The organism is Hyphomicrobium sp. 1Nfss2.1 (assembly GCF_965243865.1).
Classification (GTDB): Bacteria; Pseudomonadota; Alphaproteobacteria; order Rhizobiales; family Hyphomicrobiaceae; genus Hyphomicrobium_A.
Genome location: NZ_OZ251603.1, coordinates 2,861,099 through 2,879,338, shown reverse-complemented (window position 1 = coordinate 2,879,338; position 18,240 = coordinate 2,861,099). Strand labels below are relative to the sequence as shown.

Below are 18,240 nucleotides of genomic sequence, written 5' to 3'. Positions count from 1 at the left end.
GCAGGCGCGCCCTATCAGGACGCCACGTTTCCCCTCGTGGTGAGCTGAGCCTTATCGAACCGGATACTCACCAGCTATCCGTTAGACTACGCGCGCGCACGTAATCGACCTCGCTAACTGGTACGGCATCGATGTGGTTCGATGCCGAGACACTACGGGCGGTACGTGATGGCTAACCGCGTCCACGATCGACCATCCCCTGCGTGCCGCCAACGATCATTCTGGACGCGATAATCCTCACGCAATGAGGGAGAGAAATGAAACGCCTGCTCTACATTCAAGCTTCTCCGCGCGGTGAACGGTCTGCATCCACTCACGTGGCGCACGCCTACATCGACGCGCTGCGTAAGAAGGGCCCCGTCGAAGTAGACAACCTCGATGTGTGGAAGGACGATCTTCCCTCGTTCGACGGCGATGCTTTGGACGCGAAGTACGCCGGTCTGTCTGGTCAGCCACTCACCGAAGCGCAGAAGAACGTGTGGAAGGCCATCGAAGCACTGGGCCAGCGCTTCCGCGATGCCGATGAGATCGTGATCAGCGTTCCAATGTGGAACTTTGGCGTGCCTTATCGGCTCAAGCAGCTCGTTGACCTCGTGACTCAGAAGGATGTCACCTTCCTATTCGGCGAGAGCGGGTTCGATGGCATGCTGAAGAAGCAGAGCGCGCTTCTTGTTTGCGCGCGCGGCCTTGCGTACGGCGATGGTGGCCTATCGGAAGATCAGTTCGATTATCAGCGTTCCTACCTGACCGCCTGGCTAAACTTCCTCGGCATCGGCGACGTGCGGTCGATGACCGTAGACAAGACGTTGCTCGGACCGGGAGAGGCCGAGGCCTCTCTGGCAAAGGGCGTCGCGGAAGCGCAGGCCCTCGCCGCGTAAGCGCAATTCTGGCCGCGTGTTGTGCGGCAATCGAGACCGGCAACAAGGCGAGAGAATGCGTGCGGACGGCGTCAGATCGAGAGCATCCGCATCGGCAATCGGGCTCAAATATGCGCCGAACAAGCCCCGCGTACTTTTACGTGTTTATTCGCGGGATATCTCTGGACTAGTGTCCAGGTAGCTCGTGCGGTGGTCAACTTTTCTACGGCGTCCCACGCATTTACAAACCTAGCATGCCGGCCATTATCAACCCTCGCTCATTCATTTGAGCAAGAAAGTTGAAAACCACATTTAGGAAACAACCATGCTGGAGAAAGCGCTTCAAAGAGATGCTGAATCTCGGCCGTTCGAGCGAGAGATGAAGGCGTTCGGAGAGATACTGCTGGGTGATCCCGCGTTGCTCGATAAGCTCGACGCGACGCCCGACAAGAAGGCGTTCATCGACGCTTACCTGGCTATGGCGAAGGAACGGGGAATTCACTTCTCGCGTGAGGACCTGATGATCGCCGTCCAGGAACAGAAGCAGGGGCAGGACTGGATCCTGCCGAGGAAAGTTATCCGCATGATTGCTGACCGGTTCTGACCTGGATTAGCAACAGAGCTATAGGCAGTGAAGCAATGAGCAACGAAATCAAATCCATCCAGGGGCGCGTCGTTGGTTCCTGGGACGGCGAAAATGCCAAGGACCTGATGCAGGAGCTGACTCGCATTCGTAGTGAGCTCGCCGCGGAGCGTAATGGCGACAAGGTGCAGCCCCGCGACATGCCACATCGCGAGCAGCTTCCACCCGACCTGAAGCAGTTCAATGCCTATGCGCTTTGGGGCTGCGACAAGCACGGGATGTGCGTCGTCGGCGCCGGCGCCAACAGGCTCGAGTCAGTCGAGAAAGTCCTTTCATTCTCGCTTGTCGAGCATCACTAGCCCACCTACCACTTGGCCGGTTATAGTCGGCGTATAAGGGGGGGCTCGTCCTCCCCTTATCACTTGAAGAACGGCAAAAGGGCTCAAACCGTATGAACCTTTGGCACAAGGACGACCAGGCGGCGATCCTGCGCAAAGTGAAGGAAATCACGCACGACGTCGTTGCGAAGCACGCCGACCAAGTCGACCGCGACGCCATGTGGCCCGAGCAGAGCCTGCGCGCTCTCCTTGCCAGCGGGTTCGGTGGCCTCGTGGTTCCGACGCAGTATGGCGGGCTCGGCCAAGGGTTGCTCACACTGGCCAAAGTCTGCGAAGAGCTCAGCCGTGAATGTGCATCGACAGGCATTTGCTTTGGCATGCACTGCGTCGGCACTTCGGTCATCTCGGTCAACGCGACCCCGTCGCAGCAGCAAGACTTTCTGAAGCCGATCTGCGAAGGCAAACATCTAACGACACTGTCGCTCAGCGAGACGGGCACGGGCGTCCACTTCTATCTTCCGCAAACACAACTGAATACCGTGCCGCCAGACCACTACTCGCTGTCGGGCGAGAAGGTATTCGTGAGCAATGGCGGCTATGCCGACTCGTATGTCGTGTCGGCGGTGGCCGGCTCGCCAGGCGCCCCCGCGGGGCAGTTCTCTTGCGTTGTCGTTCCAGGCAACACAATGGGCGTCAGTTGGGGTGCACCGTGGAATGGCGTTGGCATGCGCGGGAACTCCTCGCGCTCAATGATCCTGCGCAGCGCGCGGGTACCGAAAGCCAACCTGCTGGGGCGCGAAGGCGACCAGATCTGGTACATCTTCAATGTGATCACGCCGTACTTCGTCGTTGCGATCGCCTCGACCTATCTCGGCATCGCCGCTAGTGCGCTCGAGGAAGCACGCACACATATCCAACGCCGCCGCCACGTACATTCTGGCCAGCTGGCGCAAGCGCCGATCATCCAGCACCGATTCGGCACGCTGTGGGGCATGCTCGAGCGCACACGCCGCCTGATCTACGGCGCGGCGGCGAGCTTCGATGCAGGCGAGCAAGATGCGCTAATGGCGCTGATGGCGAGCAAGGCCGAAGTGGCCGACAGCGCTGTCACCATCGTCAACGAGGCCATGACCCTGACCGGCGGGCGGGGATATGCTGAAGGCTCAAAGCTGTCGCGCCACCTGCGCGACGTGCGCGCGGTGCATCTCATGTCTCCGTCAACCGATCTGCTCCGAACCTGGATCGGCAAGTCGTTGCTGGGAGTACCATTCCTCGCGGATTAATTGGCTAGCTGACAATAGAACACGGGAAGCCATCTGATGGTCGGCTCGCTGGAAAAATCGGACAAAGGCCGCCCGCGGTCGGCTCAACCATACCCGATGGCGCCTGACCGAAGCGAAGTGTGCAATCTTGCGTTCGTGAATGTGGAGCGGAAGTTTCAGCTCCATGTCGTGAACAATCTGTCCTGCCGGCATCACATAGAAGCGGTTCCCAACACCGCGTTATTACAAAGTACGCTGGAACTGGGCGTCGAGCTGATTGACGCCGTTCTACTTGGCGCACAAGTCGAAGATCCGGTCATCGTCGCGCAGCGCATTCATTCACTCGACAAGCGCTTACCGATCTTCATCCTCAGCGAAGAGTCCGTCAGCTCAAAGCTGCGCCAGGACCTCATGTACTGTCCGTTTCTGGGCCATGAGGTGCTGGTTTGGCCAACGTCCGATGCAGATGGGCTGGCCGCGGTTCTTACGGATGCCGCCGAACGTCGCCAACAGCGTCTGCGCTATCAGGAAGCGGCGATCGCCAATGCTCACGTGCAACTGGAAGTGCTTCCGCTGCTGCAGCCGAGCGCGGCCCAATACGTCGAAGGGTTGTTCGACAACGAGCCGATCGGCGTCATTGCCACCGATCCGGACGGCAAGGTGCGCACGCTCAACCGGCAGTCGCGCCAACTGCTGGCAACGACCGAGGCCGACGCGATTGGCCAGCCGCTGAGTGCACTATTCCCGAAGCAGGAACGCGAGCGCATCAATCTGCTGCTCGACGCCGCAATCAGCTCTAACAGTAGATTGCCACCCGAGATATTCGAGCTGCCATCGGCCAACGGCTCGTCGTTCATCGAGATGACGGCGGCTGCATTCTCGCTGCCCGACGGACGGCGAAGCGCGATGCTGGTGCTGCAAGAGGTGACGCTTCGAATTCAAGCGGAGCGGCAGCGCACAGAGGCGGTCGTCGAACTGCGCCTGATTGCGAATGCGTTGCGGGCGTTCCACGCCATTGGCATCGATAGCAACCTCAGCCGTTCGGAGAAGATCAGACGGGTGCTACGGCTCGGCTGCGAGCAGTTCGGCGTGCCGATCGGCATTCTCTCGCGGATCGATGCAGGCTGGTTCACCGTGCTGGAGTCGATCGCAGACATTCCCCGCTTTGCCGCTGGACAAAAGCTGCGGCTGGAGAAGACCTATTGTGCCACGACAATGGACTCGAGCGAGCCAGTTGCGTTCGAGTGCGCGTCGCACACCGAATGGCGTAATCACTCCACGTACAAGGCCTGTCCGATGGAAGCCTACATCGGCATGCGCATCGTCATCGATGGCAAGCCGTTCGGCACGCTGTGCTTCATCGGCGCCAAGCCTCGCAACCGGCCGTTCTCGGCCGCCGAGCGCGAGACTTTGAAGCTCATGTCGCAGTGGATCGCGAGCGAGCTGGCGCGTGAGCGCGCCGAAGCACACATGAGCAAGCTGTCGAGCGCCATAGAGCAAACGGCCGACTCGGTAATCATCACTGACTATTCGGGGCGCGTCGAATACATCAACCCCGCGTTCGAAGCGCTGACAGGGTACGAGCGCGACGACATTGTCGGACGCCCGGCGAAGTTTCTCGACAGCGAGGGGCGGCTGCGTACCGATCTGTGGAAAGCCATCGGGCATGACAGGAAGCTGGAGTTTCTCCTGAGTGACCGAACCAAGGATGATCGCTCCTACCACCTGCAGATGACCATAAGCCCGCTGAAGGACAAGGAGAACAATCTCACGCACTTCATCGTCACCGGGCGCGACGTGACTGCGTTGATCGAAGCGAAGGAGGTCGATCGCAAACGTCAGGCCGAGCTGACGCACGTAGCGCGGCTCAGCACGCTCGGCGGCATGGTGTCGGGCCTAGCGCACGAACTGAATCAACCGCTGTGCGCGATCATGACGTATGCGCAGACGTGCTTGCGCAAGCTCGAGCCGGAAAATGCCAAGGCAAGCGACTTGAAGCACGGCCTCACGCAAATCGTCAGCCAAGCGGAGCGCGCCGATGAAATTTTCGTACGTATTCGCAATTTCTCGCGCAAGCAGGAGATACGCAGGCAGCGCGCCTGCGTTCGTAGCATGGTAGAATCGGCCATCGGCTTCATGCAGACGGAAATCCACCACAACAACGTCAAGCTGAAGCTGCGCATTCCGAAGAATGCTCCGCTCGTCTACGCAGACGCAGTGCAGATCCAGCAGGTTCTAATCAACCTGGTGCGGAACAGTGTCGATGCGCTCGCGCAGATCGACGAGGCGACGCGGACGGTGCGGATCACAGCGTCCGCAGATGGCGATAAGCATACGAAGATCCTGGTAGCAGACAGCGGCCGCGGTTGCGCGAAAGAGGATGTCGACAGGGTGTTTGAGCCGTTCTTCACCACCAAGCATGCCGGCTTGGGCGTCGGCCTGAGCATCAGCCAGGGCATCATCGAGGCGCACGGCGGCAAGCTGTGGCTGGAGTCGACGTCACCTCGCGGCACTACGTTCGGACTGATCCTACCAAACTGGAAGCAAAGCTGACATGCAAACGGCGCCTATGAAGAAGAACGCCCCAACCGTGTTCATCGTCGACGACGATCCTGCCGTGCGAGATGCGATCCGATGGCTGATGGAGCAGGTCAAGCTGAAGGCGCAGGTGTTCGGTTCGGCAGACGAGTTTCTCGCCAACTTCACGCCGGGGACGCGCGGATGCATCATTCTCGATATTCGCATGCCGGGCATGAGCGGCCTCGAGTTGCAGGAGCGCCTGAAGGCGTCTCGATCACTCATTCCGATCATCATCATTACGGGGCACGGCGACGTGCCGATCGCAGTCCGAGCGATGAAGGCTGGCGCGATCGAGTTCCTGCAGAAGCCGTTCAACGATCAACTGCTGCTCGATACCGTGCAGTCGGCATTGACCACCTACGGGGCCATCTGGGATCAGGAAGCGCGCAGACAGGAATGCAACAAGAGTCTCGCTGCGCTAACGAAGCGTGAGATGGAAGTGCTCAATCTTCTGCGGACCGGCAAGCCGAACAAGCTGATTGCCGCGGCGCTCAATATCTCGGTGCGCACGGTCGAAGGGCACCGCGCCACGATCATGGCCAAGACCGGGGCACGTTCGCTCGGTGAACTGATCGAGATGCTGCACGCACAGAGCTAGCGCACTCTCTGCCTGCAATAGCCGGTCAACAGGCGCTTGTGCGCACGGCGGCTCCCCGCGGAATGCGGCGCGGTTTTTGAACGCGGCGATGCCACCATCGGGACCGGCGCGATCGTCGCTGCCAATGATCATTCCGGAATAGGGGGGAACTCCGAACGGACCCATGATTTCCGTTCGGCGCTGCCTCCCCGTGTTTTTCCCGTCGCCCTAGGGCGACGCGATCAAGAGAAAATGTCGGCGGAGATACCTTCGTACCAGCCGATGTTCTCCTCCTGGGTAAGCTTGTGGGTCGCGGCATCCTCTCCCGTCTTGGAGACGAAATTCTCCACCGCAGTGATCTTGCCGTCCTTCGGCTCGTAACGTCCGCCGACTTTGACCGCATAGTCGTCGTCGATCATGCTCCAGCAGATATTCTGGTAGCGCGGCGGAAACGCCTTGCTGCCCGAGAGGCGCGCGCGAACAGCATTCGCGGCAACCTTCGCCTGGCTATTGGCCGCGAACGCCGACTTCGGCATGTCGCCGGCAACGCAAGCATCGCCAATGACGTAGATGTTTGGATCGAGAGTCGACAACATCGACGCTGGATCGATAGGGCAGAACCCACTTGCATCAACTAGGCCGGCATCACGCGCCACGGCACCCGCCATCTGCGCGGGGATCACGTTCACAAGGGCTGCGTCCTTGTAGGTCTCAAATCCGGTCTCCACTGTGCCGGTCTTCGGATCGACGGACTTCACCGTTTCATAGATCGCCGGGCTGAACCATTCGACCATGCCGGGATAGATCTTCTCCCAGGCCTCCTGGAACAGGGCCTGTTTGGAGAACTTATCCTTCGGATCGAGGATGATAATCTTGCTCTTGGTCTTTCCCGCGCGCTTCAGCGTGTGCGCCATCATCGAGACGCGCTCATAGGGCCCGGGCGGGCACCGGTACGGATTGGGGGGCGCAAGCATGACGATCAAGCCGCCATCAGGCACCGCATCGAGTTTCTGCTTCAGCAGCATCGTCTGCGGGCCGGCCTTCCAAGCATGGGGCATCACGTCCTCAAACTCGCGACCCCAGCCGGGAACGCTGTCGTATTTGAGGTCGATACCGGGCGAGAGGACGAGCGCGTCGTATTCCAGCGTACTGCCGTCATCGAGCGTGACCTTGCGAGCGTCCTTGTCGATTGCGGTCGCCCGCTGGTTCACAACTTTGATGCCGTAGTTGCTCGAAAGCTTATCGTAGCTGTGTGAAATCTGCTCCAACGTCTTCACGCCGCCGATGACGAGATTGGAGTGGAAGCATGTGACGAACATCTTCGACGGCTCGACAAGCGTCACGTCGATAGCGCCGCCCGAGTCCTTGGCGATGTACTTTGCTGCAGTGGCACCGCCGGCGCCGCCGCCGACAACCACAACCTTGGGCTTAGCGCCTGCAAGCACTGGAGCCGCCAATCCGAAGGCGGTCGATGCCGCAACGGCCTGCCCAATACCAATTGCAAATCTACGGCGCGTGATTGTCATTTTTCTATCCTCCCAAAATCAGTTCTTCAGCATGGCGTCGGCCTTGGCTGAGTTGTTTCTTTGCATTCAATTGATGTTGCGAGAGACGCGAAGTAAGCGGCGAGAGCCATCATCTCGGCATCGGACAGCCGACTTGCGATCTGCTGCATCACTGAGCTTTGCCGTGCGCCCGTCTTGAAGGCGCTGAGGTGCGTGACAATTTCCTGCGGAGGACGTCCGTCTAGAGAAGGGATTTTTCCGTTCGCCTGCGCGTGGTGGCAGGTGACGCACTCGCTGGATAGGTATGCGCCGTACTCAACATCCTCGTTTGCGTGGGCGAACGTCGCCGCGCACGCGCTTACAGCGAGCAACTGCGCGATAATCCGGAAGCGCATGCGGAGGCGGTTCATCTGATGCCTCTCAATCCACGCTCGGCGCAGACTTGGAGTCGGGCGTTACGTCGAGAATGACGGCGCGCTTGGTGACCTCCGCGCTAGGCTTGCAATTCTTCATGCAAGCCTTGGCGTTCCAGAACTCCTTTTCGGTCGTCTCGCGGTCATCATCATAGAAGCCGTTTGCGTTCGGCATCTTTATCGAAGTGAAGTTCTCGCGGCTGAGTTCAAACTCCGGATCATCGATGACGTCGTTCATGTTCAGTAGGAATGCGACGACCGAGTAGAGGTCGTCACCGCTCAATGACTGGGCGTTTCCGAACGGCATCGCGCGGTGTACGTAATCGATGATGGTCGAGGCCGACTCCCAATAGGAGCCGATGGTTTTCTCCGGCCGGTCCGCCTTGAGCGTTCCCTTGCCGCCCGCAAGCACAGGCCAGCGATCGCGACCTTCGGCGAAGTCGCCGTGGCAGGCTGCGCACTGCTCCAGGAAAATGGCTTCGCCACGAGCTGCCGTCCCCTTGCCTGGGGGCAAACCCTGGCCGTCCGGTCGAACATCGATGTCCCAGCCAGCGATCTGTTCAGGCGTTGCAGGCGTTCCCAACCCGAGCTGCGCCTGGGCCTCCGCCTTGGCTGCCTCTTTCGCTACCGTCGCACCTTCTGTTGCGAACATGGCGGTCGCCGCAAGCAACATTCCTGCAGAAGCAATGAGGAGAATGCGCACTCAGGTAATCTCCACGTTCTCGGTTTCGCCATTCGCCCGTACCAACCAGGTCTGAATGCCGTTGTTGTGATAGATCGAGTTGACGCCGCGGAACTTACGCAGTTCGCTCTTGGTCGGCTGCAGGTATCCGGTGCTATCGTGGCAGCGTGACTGGATGAGCAGCTCTTCGCCCTGCCAATCAAAGTCGACATAGAAGCGGGAGACGGAACGTTCGAAGATTGGACCGTCGATGCGCGCTTCCTGCCAGCTCTTGCCGCCGTCGAGCGTCACGTCGACTCGCGTGACGGCGCCGCGCCCGGACCAGGCGATGCCGGTGAGGACGTTGCGCCCGCGGTGCTTGAGCGGGGCTTGTGGCGAGGGATTAGTGATGACGGACTTGGCGTCCATGAAGAACGTGTAGCGGCGCGCCCGGCCATCGGCCATCAAGTCAGTGTACTTCGAGGTTTCCTCGCGGGCGAGCCAAGGCATGTCGCCGACTTCGATACGGCGCAACCATTTGACCCAGATGTTGCCCTCCCATCCCGGCACGACGAGACGGAGCGGATAACCCTGCTCAGGTCGGAGGGCTTCGCCATTCATCTTGAAAGCGACGAGGCAGTCGTCCAGTGCCTTCTCAAGAGGAAGCGAGCGGTTCATGCCCGAGGCGTCGCCGCCCTCGACGAGAAGCCACTTGGCGTTCGGTTTGAGCCCGGCCTCGTTGAGCAGCACCTTCAACGGCACGCCCGTGTACATGACGTTGTGGATCATCCCGTGCGTGAACTGGCAGCCGTTTAGCTGCGGGCCACGCCACTCCATGCCGCTGTTTGCAGCGCACTCGAGGAAGTGCACGCGGTTGACGCGCGGCATGCGCATGATGTCGCTCATCGAGAACATCAGCTGCCGATCGACGAGACCATGGATCATCAGACGATGAGCATCGGGATCGACGTCGGGTGCGCCACCGTGATGGCGCTCAAAACAAAGCCCGTTGGGTGTCAGGATCCCATCGAGCTGGTGCCAGGGCGTGAAGTTCACCGAGCTCTGACGCGAGGCAGTGAGCCACTCGACATCGCGACGAATGACGTTCGCCTCAAACTTGGATGGCTTTCCGTAGGGACGATCAGCGACACCCTCACCGAGATAGCGCGACCAATCTGGAACGTTGGGCGGCAGCTCTTCTGCTTTCGGCTGCACTCCAGTCAGCGTTTGCCCCAGGGCTGCGCTTCCGCCCGCCGCTGCGGCCGCGCCTGTCAATCCCGCTGCTTTTAGGAATTGCCTCCTCGAGCCTGCGCCATTGCCGCTATTGGTTTTCTCTTCGCTCATACTGCCTGCCCTGCCAATGCGTCACGCGCCTTTGATCTCGACGGGTGATGTGCCTGAGACCTTGATGGTCTTCTTTTCGGCGATGTAATCCGAAACGACGTCCCAGATGGGCGGTCCTTGCGTGCCTTGATTGACACTTGCCCAGCCTGCGATCGTGTAGGTACGCGAGGCATCGATAGGCTCGCCTTTGCGCAATAGCGTCATGTTGGAGATGCGCTTGCCCATCGGCTGAGAGATGTCGATCGTGTAGCCAAGCCCGCCGCAGCGAACCATGTCGCCGCCCTGCTGGTAGTAGGGATCGGGGTTGAAGATGTTGTCGGCGACGTCCTCGAGCACCTCCTTCAGACGCTCGCCAGTCATCTCGCTGCGGTAGCAAGCCGGGTAGCTCATCGCCGTTGCGTTGGTGACGTCTTCAAACGTGATCGGCTGTCCGGGAAGCAAGCTGGCGCCCCAGCGAACGCCGGGCGACAGAGATATCTCCGCGTCGCGACGCTCGAGTACGGCGTTGCAGATCACCTGGTCGAGCGTGCCGTCGAAGTTTCCGCGCCGATAGAGCAACCCGTCCGTTGTGCCGAGAACGCGCGTCAGGTCCTGCTTGAAGGGGGCGCGGGCTTTATCGATGCAGGCGCTCATCTCCGCGTCGGGCGCTATCACGTCGGCGAAGATTGGAATGAGGCGATAGCGGAACCCGGCTATGCGTCCCGACTGCACATCGAGGTCGAGGCGGGAGACGAACTTGCCATGCGAGCCGGTCGCGGCGATCAACGTTTTGCCGACGACCGTCACTTCGGGGAGCGCATCGTGCGTGTGACCAGAGAGAATGACATCGATGCCCGGCACGCGCTCAGCCATCTTGCGGTCAACGTCGAAGCCGTTGTGGGAGAGAACGACGACTAGCTCGGCGCCTTGCGCGCGAAGCGATTCCACCTCGGCGCTCATCTCGCGCTCGCGGATGCCGAACGACCAATTCGGCATCATCCAGCGCGGATTAGCGATTGGCGTGAACGGAAATGCCTGCCCAATAACGCCGATCTTCACACCACCGCGCTCGAATATCTTCGAGGTCTCGAAGACCTTCTCTTCGAATTCGTTGTCGCGCACGTTCTGCGCGAGGAACGCGAAGCCGAGCTTGTCGACGAGGTCGCGCACGCGCTGCTCGCCGAGCGTGAACTCCCAGTGGCCGGTCATCGCGTCGGGCTTGAGCAAAGCCATGGCGTCGACCATGTCCTGGCCCTCAGTCTTGTATGAGGTCCAACTGTTGGTCCAGGTGTCGCCACCGTCGAGCAGAAGCATTTTATCGCCGCGTTCGGCGCGAACCGCCTTGATGACCGTGGCAATACGATCGAGGCCGCCCATTGCGCCATACGACCTGGCCAGTTCGGCGAAATCGTCATAGGTGAGCGCATAGGACATCGGCGAGCCGTCGCTCAACTTGAACGCCCTGCGGAACTCAGCGCCGACGATGTGGGGCACGCGCCCTCTGGCGTCGCCCACCCCCAGATTAACCGACGGCTCGCGAAAGAAGATCGGGACAAGCTGGGCGTGAATGTCGGTAACATGCATGAGCGTCACGTTGCCAACGGCGTCGAAGGAAAGCAGGTCCTCCTGCGACAGACGCCCGGCAGCCGACAGACGCCCGAGCGGAACGCCAGTGCCGGCCGCAAGAACCGCCGATGCGGTCGCTGCAATAAAGAACTCGCGCCGAGATATCATGGGAACACTCTCAGCCGAGCTATGCATGCTGTTACGCGGTGATTTCTCCGACGCGGCACCCTCACGACACAGTCACTTTGTGCTCGGACTTGTAGACAGCACCGTCGTCGTCGAACCAGCTGAACTCGAAAACGCCGCTCTCGGGCACGCGCACGAGAAACGACTGATAGGGATTGGCCGAGATGGCCGGGTGCCAATCGACGGTCATGATCTCCTTGCCATTGAAGGTGGCCGTGAACTTATTGATGATGTGGCGCGGAATGATCTTGCCGGCCGCATCTTTGCGCTGACCGCTCTCCATTTCGTGGCTGATCAACGTCTTAACTTCGATAATCTCACCGGCCTTGGCCGTTGCCGGCATGCGAACGCGCGGCTTAATGTTGGAGGCCATTGGGCTCACTCCCTCTAGGGCTTTGCATGCAGAGACGATGACAGAGCGCGACCTAGCCGCCGCAGCCGCCGATCGTGACCTTCACTTCCTTTTTCGTGGAATAGAAATCGCCATTCGACATTTCGGCCACGACGATCACATTCTGGGTTTTTGCCAGCCGAATGCGAATTTGTGCCGACGCCTTGGGGCTCATCGGCGTAAAAGCAAAATCTGCGATCTGCGGGTTCGGATTTCCATCGGCGAGGATGTGCACCGCTTTCACATAGTCATCAGCCGTCATGGGACTTTCGACCGTGAAATTGAGCGGCACAACGAGGCCGTTCTCAGCAATGCTCGGGAGCTCGATGGCGATGCGGCCGTCAGCGACCTTCTTGCCCGCGGTCAGCTTGGTGACGATCGTATCGACATCCGCAACGGCTGCTTGCACGTGGCTCGAAGTCGCCGACAAAGCCACGGCGGCGAGCCCGCCAACGGACAGCATTAGGAAGTCGCGGCGGCTACGCGTCACGCGTGTTTCGTTCATCAATTCCCTCCCAGAGGTTGTTTGATTTTTCGCCTCTTCGGGCGCGTCAACCTCAACACATCGAAAAATTATCATATGACAATTCGTACTTGCAATACGTGAAAGTACTGACTTAGAAATTGATCGAGGGAAGAGCGCTCTCGGGCAATCAAGAAACACAACCACATGATTATACGTCAATTTCTTCGATTATCGGCCGGGGCGGCACTTGCCGGCTGGGCCGTCGCCGCCGCCTGCTCGGCGGTGTCCGCGCAAGAAGGCGGAGGCGAGTCGCTGGAGCAATATCGGGAGATGATCAACGACCCGATGGCCAATCCCGCGTTCCTCAATGTCGACCGCGGAGAGGCGCTGTGGGCGGAGGCGAGAGGGGCGAAAAATGTCTCTCTGGAGAGCTGCGATCTTGGCAAAGGTCCGGGCGTTCTGGAAGGCGCGTACGCCGCGCTGCCGCGATACTTCGAAGACGCCAAAAGGGTCATGGATCTCGAGCAGCGGCTCCTTTGGTGCATGGATAAAATTCAAGGCCTCGACACGGCAGATGTTTTGAAGCGCAAATTCGGAGCGCCCGGCGTCAATTCCGATATGGAAGATCTGGTTGCCTTTATCGCCAATAAATCGAGCGGAATGAAATACACCGGCCCGCTCAGCCATCCGGAGGAAATGAAGGCTTATGCCGTCGGAAAAGAACTGTTTTTCCGCCGGGGCTCGCTGCTCGATTTCTCCTGTGCCACTTGCCACAGCCGCGATGGGGCCCGCATACGCCTGCAGGAGCTGCCGAACTTCACAAAGCCGGGCCCGGACGCGCAGGCGTCGATCGGCTCCTGGCCGACGTATCGCGTATCGCAGAGCCAGACGCGCACGATGCAGAACAGGCTGTATGACTGCTATCGCCAGATGCGCATGCCGCCGCCGGAATATGGATCTGATGGCCTTACTGCACTGATGCTGTACCTGACAAAACAAGCAGAAGGTGGAACGCTCAATGTGCCGTCGATCAAGCGCTAACATGAAGCTCGCGGGGCTGCGCTTCGCTGTGGCGGGTGCGGTGCTGATTTGCACGTCCGCAATGAGCGTCAACGCAGAGGACGCGGCAAACTCGCCAGCTATCTCCTCGGCTGAGCTCGACACGTACGTCAAAGGCATGTGGCCACATGTCGAACCGGGCTGGGAAAGCCGGCTGACGCAGGATGAGACGCAGGCGCAGTGCTCGCGCGTGCGCAACAATCCATCGCCGGATGAAGCACAAAAGATCACGGAGCGCGAAACGGCGACGATCCGCTATCCGAGTGACGGCAACGTGCTTGGCTATTGGCGTGAAGGCGAGAAGATTGCCTCCAGCGGCAAGGGCGGGCAATTCAGCGATGCGCCCGACACTCAGCATGGCGGCAACTGCTATGCCTGTCATCAACTTGCGCCGGGTGAAGTGGCGTTCGGCACCCTCGGCCCAAGCCTGACCGGCTATGGCAAGCTGCACGAGTTCAGCGCCGATGCTGCACGTGCCGCCTACGCCAAGCTCTTCAACGCTCAGGCGAGTGTTGCATGCTCGAACATGCCCCGCTTCGGCGCGCACGGTTTCTTGACCGAGCAGCAGCTGAAGGACGTCAACGCCTACCTATTCGATCGCGAAAGTCCGGTGAACAAATGACACGCGCGCTAGGGAGTCCAGGCAGAGGAAGTTTGATCAGTCGTTCGGCACAACTGTCGCTGCTGGTGCTGGTGGCGGCAGCGATGCCGTTGCAGGAGGCCTTGGCTGCCGAGCTGATCTTGTTCAGCCAGCGCGGTTGCCCTTGGTGTATTCGCTGGCATAAGGAAATCGGTCCGATCTATCCGGCCAGCCCTGAGGGACGCTATGCTCCACTGCGCGAAGTCGATATTAGGGATCCGGTCCCCGGCGTTCAGCTGAGAAAGCCGGTGACCATAACGCCGACGTTTGTTTTAGTTGATAATGGACATGAAGTTGGTCGCGTAACCGGTTATCCGGGCGACGAATTTTTCTGGGAGCTTCTGGCGGAAATCTTGCCCGAGTCCTTCGAGGGCACCTGGCGTAGTAAGAAGGCGATTGAGAAGCCTGATTCTGCCACGCCGCCACACGCGGCAAAGGGGCCATGACGAATATTCTGCCACGCGAGATCGTTGCTACGCTCGAAGCCGACGAGGAGTCGTCGGACGAGTTGAAGAGGCTCGTCTCGCGGGCGCGAAAGGCAAGCGACTTCCTAAAGGCGCTAGCGCACGAGTCGCGGTTGCTGATCCTTTGCCTGCTCGCGGAGCGCGAGCGCTCAGTCTCGGAGCTGGAAAATCTATTATCGCTCAGCCAGCCCACCGTATCGCAGCATTTAGCAAGGTTGCGACTCGATGGTCTTGTAGACTCGCGACGCGACGGAAAAACAGTCTACTATACGCTCGCCGATGACATGACGCGGCGCTTCATAAGTGCCGTCTATGATAAGTTCTGCCGCGAAGACAAAACCTAGCGGCTGAACAGAACAGGCGAGTAATGCTGTTATCCATCGGGGGCTTTCTTTGCGGCCTCCTGGCTGGAGCTGCAGCGCGCTACGGACGGCTGTGCTCGATGGGCGCGGTGGAAGAATCCGTGGTGGGTGGCAGCTGGCGCGGACTGAAGGCCTGGGGCCTGGCGCTGGCCATCGCAATCATTCTTACGCAGGCCGGGTCCCGGCTGGGCCTCTTTGACCTGAAGAATTCCATCTTTGCGACGACAGCTATCGACTGGCCCGCCGCGCTGATCGGCGGCCTGGTGTTCGGCATCGGCATGGCGCTGACTGGAACTTGCAGTTTCGGCGTGCTGGTGCGTCTAGGCGGCGGCGATTTGAGGGCGCTCGTCAGCGCGATATTGATCGGGATTGCGGCCTTCGCTTTCAGCAGCGGGATACTTTCCTCCGCGCGATCCAGCCTCAACGGACTGCATCTGCTCGAGGTCTCGTCACCCGACGGAGCGCTGCTGCCTGGGCCCTTGAGCACAATGATGGGGGAGACGGGCGCGTTCCTCGTCATCGGCTTCTTCGTGTGCTTCCTGATTTCCAGTGCTCTGTCCGACGGGCGCCTCCTGAAGCGCCCCCGCTTGCTGCTCGGCGCCTGTGGCGTCGGGACTGCTGTAGCCGCCGGCTGGATCATTACGGGAACTGCTTATTCGAACATGGAGACGGCCCGGGTGGAGAGCCTGTCGTTCGTCGCGCCGGTCGGGCGAATTCTGCTGCAAACGATGAGCGAGACGCTGCAGGATGCGACATTCACCTCGATGACGGTGCTCGGGGTAATCGCGGGTGCGCTGATCGTTGCCTATGCGCGCGACGAAGTGCAATGGGAGGCGTTCGACGATGCGCGCGAGATGCGCCGACACATGTTAGGCGCCGTGCTGATGGGCGGTGGCGGCGTTCTGGCGAAGGGATGCACGATCGGCCAGGGTTTATCGGCTGGGAGCGCCCTAGCCCTGACAGCACCGCTCAGCATTCTTGGAATCTTCATCGGAGCGAAGATCGGACTGGCGCTTCTGCTGCACCAGCCCGAGCTTGTGTTCTCAAGGTCCCGCTAGTTCTTCGGAGCCTAGCACCGAAGCATCAGCCGCCCGATTTTGTCGGCGCGGGCAGACGATTTGTCTTCGTTCCGGCGACGGCGGCATGGCTCATGTGCTTCTGCTCATCTTCCGGCGACGTGAGCGCCCTGAGGAAGGAGACCAGATCGCTCTTCTCAGTGGGAGAGAGCCCCAGTGGGGTCAGAACTTCCTCGGCATCATGATCGAAGCCGCCCTTGTCGTAGAAGTCTACGACATCCTCAAGCGTCAAGATCGAGCCATCGTGCATGTAGGGGAACGTCAACTCGACATTGCGGAGGCTCGGCGTCTTGTAGGCCCAGCGATCCTTGGCATTCAACGTGATGGCGAAGCGGCCTATGTCGTTGGGCAGAGGATTGGTGATGTGCTTGAGCTCCTTGTGAGTGATGTCGGTGTAGACACCCGGAGCAAGCTCAACTTTGTAGATTGCGTTTGGGTCGCCTATCGCCACGCGATAGCCTATCCCCGTGACGTGGAACTTGTGATCGGTGAAGAGCGCGCCATCGGCGCCGATTTCATGGCAGGTAGCGCACTTGCCCTTGCCGACGAACACCTCGAACCCGCGCTTCTGCTCCGGCGTCAGGGCGTTCTCCTGCTTGCCGTAGTACCAGCGATCAAACGGCGAATTTCCAGACAGGAGCGTCCGCTGGAACGATGCGAGCGCTGAGCTGATCGTCTCCATATTCGCACCCTGGCCATCGAAGGCCGCTTCGAACATGCCGTTATAGTCCGGCAAGGAGCGGATCTTGTCGATGACGTAACCAACTGAAGGATTGGCCATTTCGAGCGGCGACAGCAATGGACCCCACGCCTGATGCCCCAGGTCGCTCTCGCGGCCATCGTGGAACAACGTCTTCTGGTAGGCCACGTTGTAGAGCGCCGGCGCATTTCGGTTGAGGCTGCGTCCCTCCATTCCAATCGCCGTCGATGACTGGTTGGAGGTCAGGCCTTGAGACTCGATGTGGCACATCGAGCATGAGTTCGTGTTGTTGAAGGAAAGCCTTCGATCATGGAACAGTTTGTTGCCGAGCTCCACTTCCTTTGAAACAGGAAGCTGTGCCGCGTTGAGCGGCGGCAAACCGAGCGGCACGTCGAGCGTGCGATCTCTGTCAGCGTGAGATGGCGGCGGCTGGGCAGCAAGTAGCATGCCGGCAGTTAGGAGCAGAAACCCAGTGATGATGGTTGTTTTTGATCTTTGGAACATGGCTTCTCTCCGATTTGTTGTTGGTCAGTTCTCCTCAAGCAACAGCGTTTTGATGTCGCTGAGGATGACGTCCGGGTTGAGAAAGCTCGTGGTGTAGACCTCTCGCACCCAGCCATTCTTGTCGATCAGAAAAACCTTGAGCAAGTGGGTGATGATGTCGGTAGGCTTTCCGTCGGGATCTCTTTCGCGGGCGGCAGGAACGTACATGCGCTCCAGGATGTTCGCCAGGAAGCCCTCCGACCAAGTGGTCAGGAATGCCCACGGTGCTTCGGGCGTGCTCATCGATGTGTTGTAGAAGGAGAGAGCCTCAGGCGTGTCCGCCTCTGGATCAAGGCTGAGAAAGACCAACCGCACCTTGTTGTGCAGTTCGGGGTCGGATTTCACCGCGTCATGGACGGCCTGAAACGCAGCCCAGGCTGCCGGACAACCCAACGGATCGCGGCAAACGCCGTAGAAGAACGAGAACAGCGTGACCTTGCCCGTCGTGTACGTAGAAAGCCGGCGCGGCAGCCATTTGCTTTCCTTCAAAACCCAGCCCGACGGCACCTCCTGGATGCGCTGAAGCTTGTAGCTTCCGGCCTTTGGGTAGATGGAAGCCGCTGCGCCCTGCTCTGTGCCTGCCACGCAATCGGGAGCAACAGGCAACAGGAGAAACAGGGCGCAGCAGGCTAGTACGCACCACGTCCACAGGAGGAAGGCGTATGGCGTGCCGCGCAATTCAGTCACG

Annotated in this window: 20 protein-coding genes; 11 read left to right on the top strand and 9 right to left on the bottom strand. The window is 59.9% G+C overall.

What is annotated here, in order from left to right; genetic code table 11:
• Positions 1 to 257 precede the first annotated feature (257 nt).
• The 6 genes from ACP15D_RS13920 to ACP15D_RS13895 all read left to right on the top strand — a co-directional run bounded on the left by ACP15D_RS13920 (position 258) and on the right by ACP15D_RS13895 (position 6,218).
• The gene (locus tag ACP15D_RS13920; RefSeq protein WP_424958045.1) at positions 258 to 878 is read left to right on the top strand and encodes an FMN-dependent NADH-azoreductase; all 621 of its coding nucleotides are present in this window, start codon (positions 258 to 260) and stop codon (positions 876 to 878) included.
• A gap of 304 nt (positions 879 to 1,182) precedes the next feature.
• Positions 1,183 to 1,461 carry a Nif11-like leader peptide family natural product precursor gene (locus ACP15D_RS13915; RefSeq protein ID WP_424958044.1) on the top strand — a complete coding sequence of 93 codons (279 nt, stop codon included), beginning with the start codon at positions 1,183 to 1,185 and terminating at the stop codon, positions 1,459 to 1,461.
• Positions 1,462 to 1,496: 35 nt separating this feature from the next.
• The gene (locus ACP15D_RS13910) at positions 1,497 to 1,799 is read left to right on the top strand and encodes a hypothetical protein (RefSeq protein ID WP_424958043.1); all 303 of its coding nucleotides are present in this window, start codon (positions 1,497 to 1,499) and stop codon (positions 1,797 to 1,799) included.
• Positions 1,800 to 1,891: 92 nt separating this feature from the next.
• Positions 1,892 to 3,061 carry an acyl-CoA dehydrogenase family protein gene (locus tag ACP15D_RS13905; protein ID WP_424958042.1) on the top strand — a complete coding sequence of 390 codons (1,170 nt, stop codon included), beginning with the start codon at positions 1,892 to 1,894 and terminating at the stop codon, positions 3,059 to 3,061.
• Positions 3,062 to 3,097: 36 nt separating this feature from the next.
• The gene (locus tag ACP15D_RS13900) at positions 3,098 to 5,593 is read left to right on the top strand and encodes a PAS domain S-box protein (protein WP_424958041.1); all 2,496 of its coding nucleotides are present in this window, start codon (positions 3,098 to 3,100) and stop codon (positions 5,591 to 5,593) included.
• Between the two features lies 1 nt (position 5,594).
• A complete protein-coding gene (locus ACP15D_RS13895; protein WP_424958040.1) occupies positions 5,595 to 6,218 on the top strand; it encodes a response regulator transcription factor in 624 nt (207 codons plus the stop codon).
• Positions 6,219 to 6,439: 221 nt separating this feature from the next.
• On the opposite strand, the gene ACP15D_RS13890 is transcribed toward ACP15D_RS13895, so the two are convergent.
• The 7 genes from ACP15D_RS13890 to soxY form a co-directional block, all read right to left on the bottom strand.
• Positions 6,440 to 7,723, bottom strand: coding sequence for an FCSD flavin-binding domain-containing protein (locus ACP15D_RS13890; RefSeq protein ID WP_424958039.1), 1,284 nt, complete (start codon positions 7,721 to 7,723; stop codon positions 6,440 to 6,442).
• 26 nt (positions 7,724 to 7,749) lie between these two features.
• Positions 7,750 to 8,112 (bottom strand): c-type cytochrome, encoded by a 363-nt coding sequence (locus ACP15D_RS13885; protein WP_424958038.1) that lies wholly within the window; start codon positions 8,110 to 8,112, stop codon positions 7,750 to 7,752.
• Between the two features lie 10 nt (positions 8,113 to 8,122).
• Positions 8,123 to 8,767, bottom strand: coding sequence for a c-type cytochrome (locus tag ACP15D_RS13880; RefSeq protein WP_424959238.1), 645 nt, complete (start codon positions 8,765 to 8,767; stop codon positions 8,123 to 8,125).
• A gap of 51 nt (positions 8,768 to 8,818) precedes the next feature.
• On the bottom strand, positions 8,819 to 10,120 hold the full coding sequence (gene soxC / locus ACP15D_RS13875) for a sulfite dehydrogenase (RefSeq protein ID WP_424958037.1): 1,302 nt from the start codon (positions 10,118 to 10,120) through the stop codon (positions 8,819 to 8,821).
• A 21-nt stretch (positions 10,121 to 10,141) separates the two neighbouring features.
• Positions 10,142 to 11,833 carry a thiosulfohydrolase SoxB gene (gene soxB, locus ACP15D_RS13870; RefSeq protein ID WP_424958036.1) on the bottom strand — a complete coding sequence of 564 codons (1,692 nt, stop codon included), beginning with the start codon at positions 11,831 to 11,833 and terminating at the stop codon, positions 10,142 to 10,144.
• A gap of 61 nt (positions 11,834 to 11,894) precedes the next feature.
• Positions 11,895 to 12,224, bottom strand: coding sequence for a thiosulfate oxidation carrier complex protein SoxZ (gene soxZ, locus ACP15D_RS13865; protein ID WP_424958035.1), 330 nt, complete (start codon positions 12,222 to 12,224; stop codon positions 11,895 to 11,897).
• Positions 12,225 to 12,276: 52 nt separating this feature from the next.
• Entirely contained in the window at positions 12,277 to 12,747 is a 471-nt protein-coding gene (gene soxY, locus ACP15D_RS13860) for a thiosulfate oxidation carrier protein SoxY (protein ID WP_424958034.1), read from the bottom strand.
• 165 nt (positions 12,748 to 12,912) lie between these two features.
• Here soxY and soxA point away from each other — a divergent pair, with 165 nt between their 5' ends.
• Genes soxA through ACP15D_RS13835 form a run of 5 tightly spaced genes read left to right on the top strand, consistent with a single transcriptional unit; the run spans position 12,913 to position 16,291 of the window.
• A complete protein-coding gene (gene soxA / locus ACP15D_RS13855) occupies positions 12,913 to 13,749 on the top strand; it encodes a sulfur oxidation c-type cytochrome SoxA (protein WP_424958033.1) in 837 nt (278 codons plus the stop codon).
• A 1-nt stretch (position 13,750) separates the two neighbouring features.
• Complete coding sequence (gene soxX / locus ACP15D_RS13850) at positions 13,751 to 14,389, top strand: sulfur oxidation c-type cytochrome SoxX (RefSeq protein ID WP_424958032.1); 639 nt, start codon at positions 13,751 to 13,753, stop codon at positions 14,387 to 14,389.
• Positions 14,390 to 14,421: 32 nt separating this feature from the next.
• Positions 14,422 to 14,853, top strand: a complete 432-nt coding sequence (locus tag ACP15D_RS13845; RefSeq protein WP_424958031.1) for a thioredoxin — start codon at positions 14,422 to 14,424, stop codon at positions 14,851 to 14,853.
• Positions 14,850 to 15,215 carry an ArsR/SmtB family transcription factor gene (locus tag ACP15D_RS13840; protein ID WP_424958030.1) on the top strand — a complete coding sequence of 122 codons (366 nt, stop codon included), beginning with the start codon at positions 14,850 to 14,852 and terminating at the stop codon, positions 15,213 to 15,215. The genes ACP15D_RS13845 and ACP15D_RS13840 overlap by 4 nt, the downstream gene beginning before the upstream one ends.
• Positions 15,216 to 15,238: 23 nt before the next feature.
• Entirely contained in the window at positions 15,239 to 16,291 is a 1,053-nt protein-coding gene (locus ACP15D_RS13835; protein ID WP_424958029.1) for a YeeE/YedE family protein, read from the top strand.
• Positions 16,292 to 16,316: 25 nt separating this feature from the next.
• Here the strand turns inward: ACP15D_RS13835 and ACP15D_RS13830 are convergent, their stop codons facing one another.
• Both ACP15D_RS13830 and ACP15D_RS13825 read right to left on the bottom strand, forming a co-directional pair.
• Complete coding sequence (locus tag ACP15D_RS13830) at positions 16,317 to 17,513, bottom strand: cytochrome-c peroxidase (RefSeq protein ID WP_424958028.1); 1,197 nt, start codon at positions 17,511 to 17,513, stop codon at positions 16,317 to 16,319.
• Between the two features lie 24 nt (positions 17,514 to 17,537).
• On the bottom strand, positions 17,538 to 18,239 hold the full coding sequence (locus ACP15D_RS13825; protein WP_424958027.1) for an SCO family protein: 702 nt from the start codon (positions 18,237 to 18,239) through the stop codon (positions 17,538 to 17,540).
• Position 18,240: the final 1 nt, after the last annotated feature.

Excerpts from the sequence above, each read along its gene's own strand:
- soxA (WP_424958033.1), top strand. The coding sequence starts at position 12,913 with ATGATTATACGTCAATTTCTTCGATTATCGGCCGGGGCGGCACTTGCC.
- ACP15D_RS13895 (WP_424958040.1), top strand. The coding sequence starts at position 5,595 with ATGCAAACGGCGCCTATGAAGAAGAACGCCCCAACCGTGTTCATCGTC.
- soxB (WP_424958036.1), bottom strand. The coding sequence starts at position 11,833 with ATGATATCTCGGCGCGAGTTCTTTATTGCAGCGACCGCATCGGCGGTT.
- ACP15D_RS13910 (WP_424958043.1), top strand. The coding sequence starts at position 1,497 with ATGAGCAACGAAATCAAATCCATCCAGGGGCGCGTCGTTGGTTCCTGG.
- ACP15D_RS13835 (WP_424958029.1), top strand. The coding sequence starts at position 15,239 with ATGCTGTTATCCATCGGGGGCTTTCTTTGCGGCCTCCTGGCTGGAGCT.
- soxY (WP_424958034.1), bottom strand. The coding sequence starts at position 12,747 with ATGAACGAAACACGCGTGACGCGTAGCCGCCGCGACTTCCTAATGCTG.
- soxX (WP_424958032.1), top strand. The coding sequence starts at position 13,751 with ATGAAGCTCGCGGGGCTGCGCTTCGCTGTGGCGGGTGCGGTGCTGATT.
- ACP15D_RS13840 (WP_424958030.1), top strand. The coding sequence starts at position 14,850 with ATGACGAATATTCTGCCACGCGAGATCGTTGCTACGCTCGAAGCCGAC.
- ACP15D_RS13900 (WP_424958041.1), top strand. The coding sequence starts at position 3,098 with ATGGTCGGCTCGCTGGAAAAATCGGACAAAGGCCGCCCGCGGTCGGCT.
- soxZ (WP_424958035.1), bottom strand. The coding sequence starts at position 12,224 with ATGGCCTCCAACATTAAGCCGCGCGTTCGCATGCCGGCAACGGCCAAG.
- ACP15D_RS13885 (WP_424958038.1), bottom strand. The coding sequence starts at position 8,112 with ATGAACCGCCTCCGCATGCGCTTCCGGATTATCGCGCAGTTGCTCGCT.
- ACP15D_RS13880 (WP_424959238.1), bottom strand. The coding sequence starts at position 8,767 with ATGTTCGCAACAGAAGGTGCGACGGTAGCGAAAGAGGCAGCCAAGGCG.
- ACP15D_RS13915 (WP_424958044.1), top strand. The coding sequence starts at position 1,183 with ATGCTGGAGAAAGCGCTTCAAAGAGATGCTGAATCTCGGCCGTTCGAG.
- ACP15D_RS13830 (WP_424958028.1), bottom strand. The coding sequence starts at position 17,513 with ATGTTCCAAAGATCAAAAACAACCATCATCACTGGGTTTCTGCTCCTA.
- soxC (WP_424958037.1), bottom strand. The coding sequence starts at position 10,120 with ATGAGCGAAGAGAAAACCAATAGCGGCAATGGCGCAGGCTCGAGGAGG.
- ACP15D_RS13920 (WP_424958045.1), top strand. The coding sequence starts at position 258 with ATGAAACGCCTGCTCTACATTCAAGCTTCTCCGCGCGGTGAACGGTCT.
- ACP15D_RS13905 (WP_424958042.1), top strand. The coding sequence starts at position 1,892 with ATGAACCTTTGGCACAAGGACGACCAGGCGGCGATCCTGCGCAAAGTG.
- ACP15D_RS13890 (WP_424958039.1), bottom strand. The coding sequence starts at position 7,723 with ATGACAATCACGCGCCGTAGATTTGCAATTGGTATTGGGCAGGCCGTT.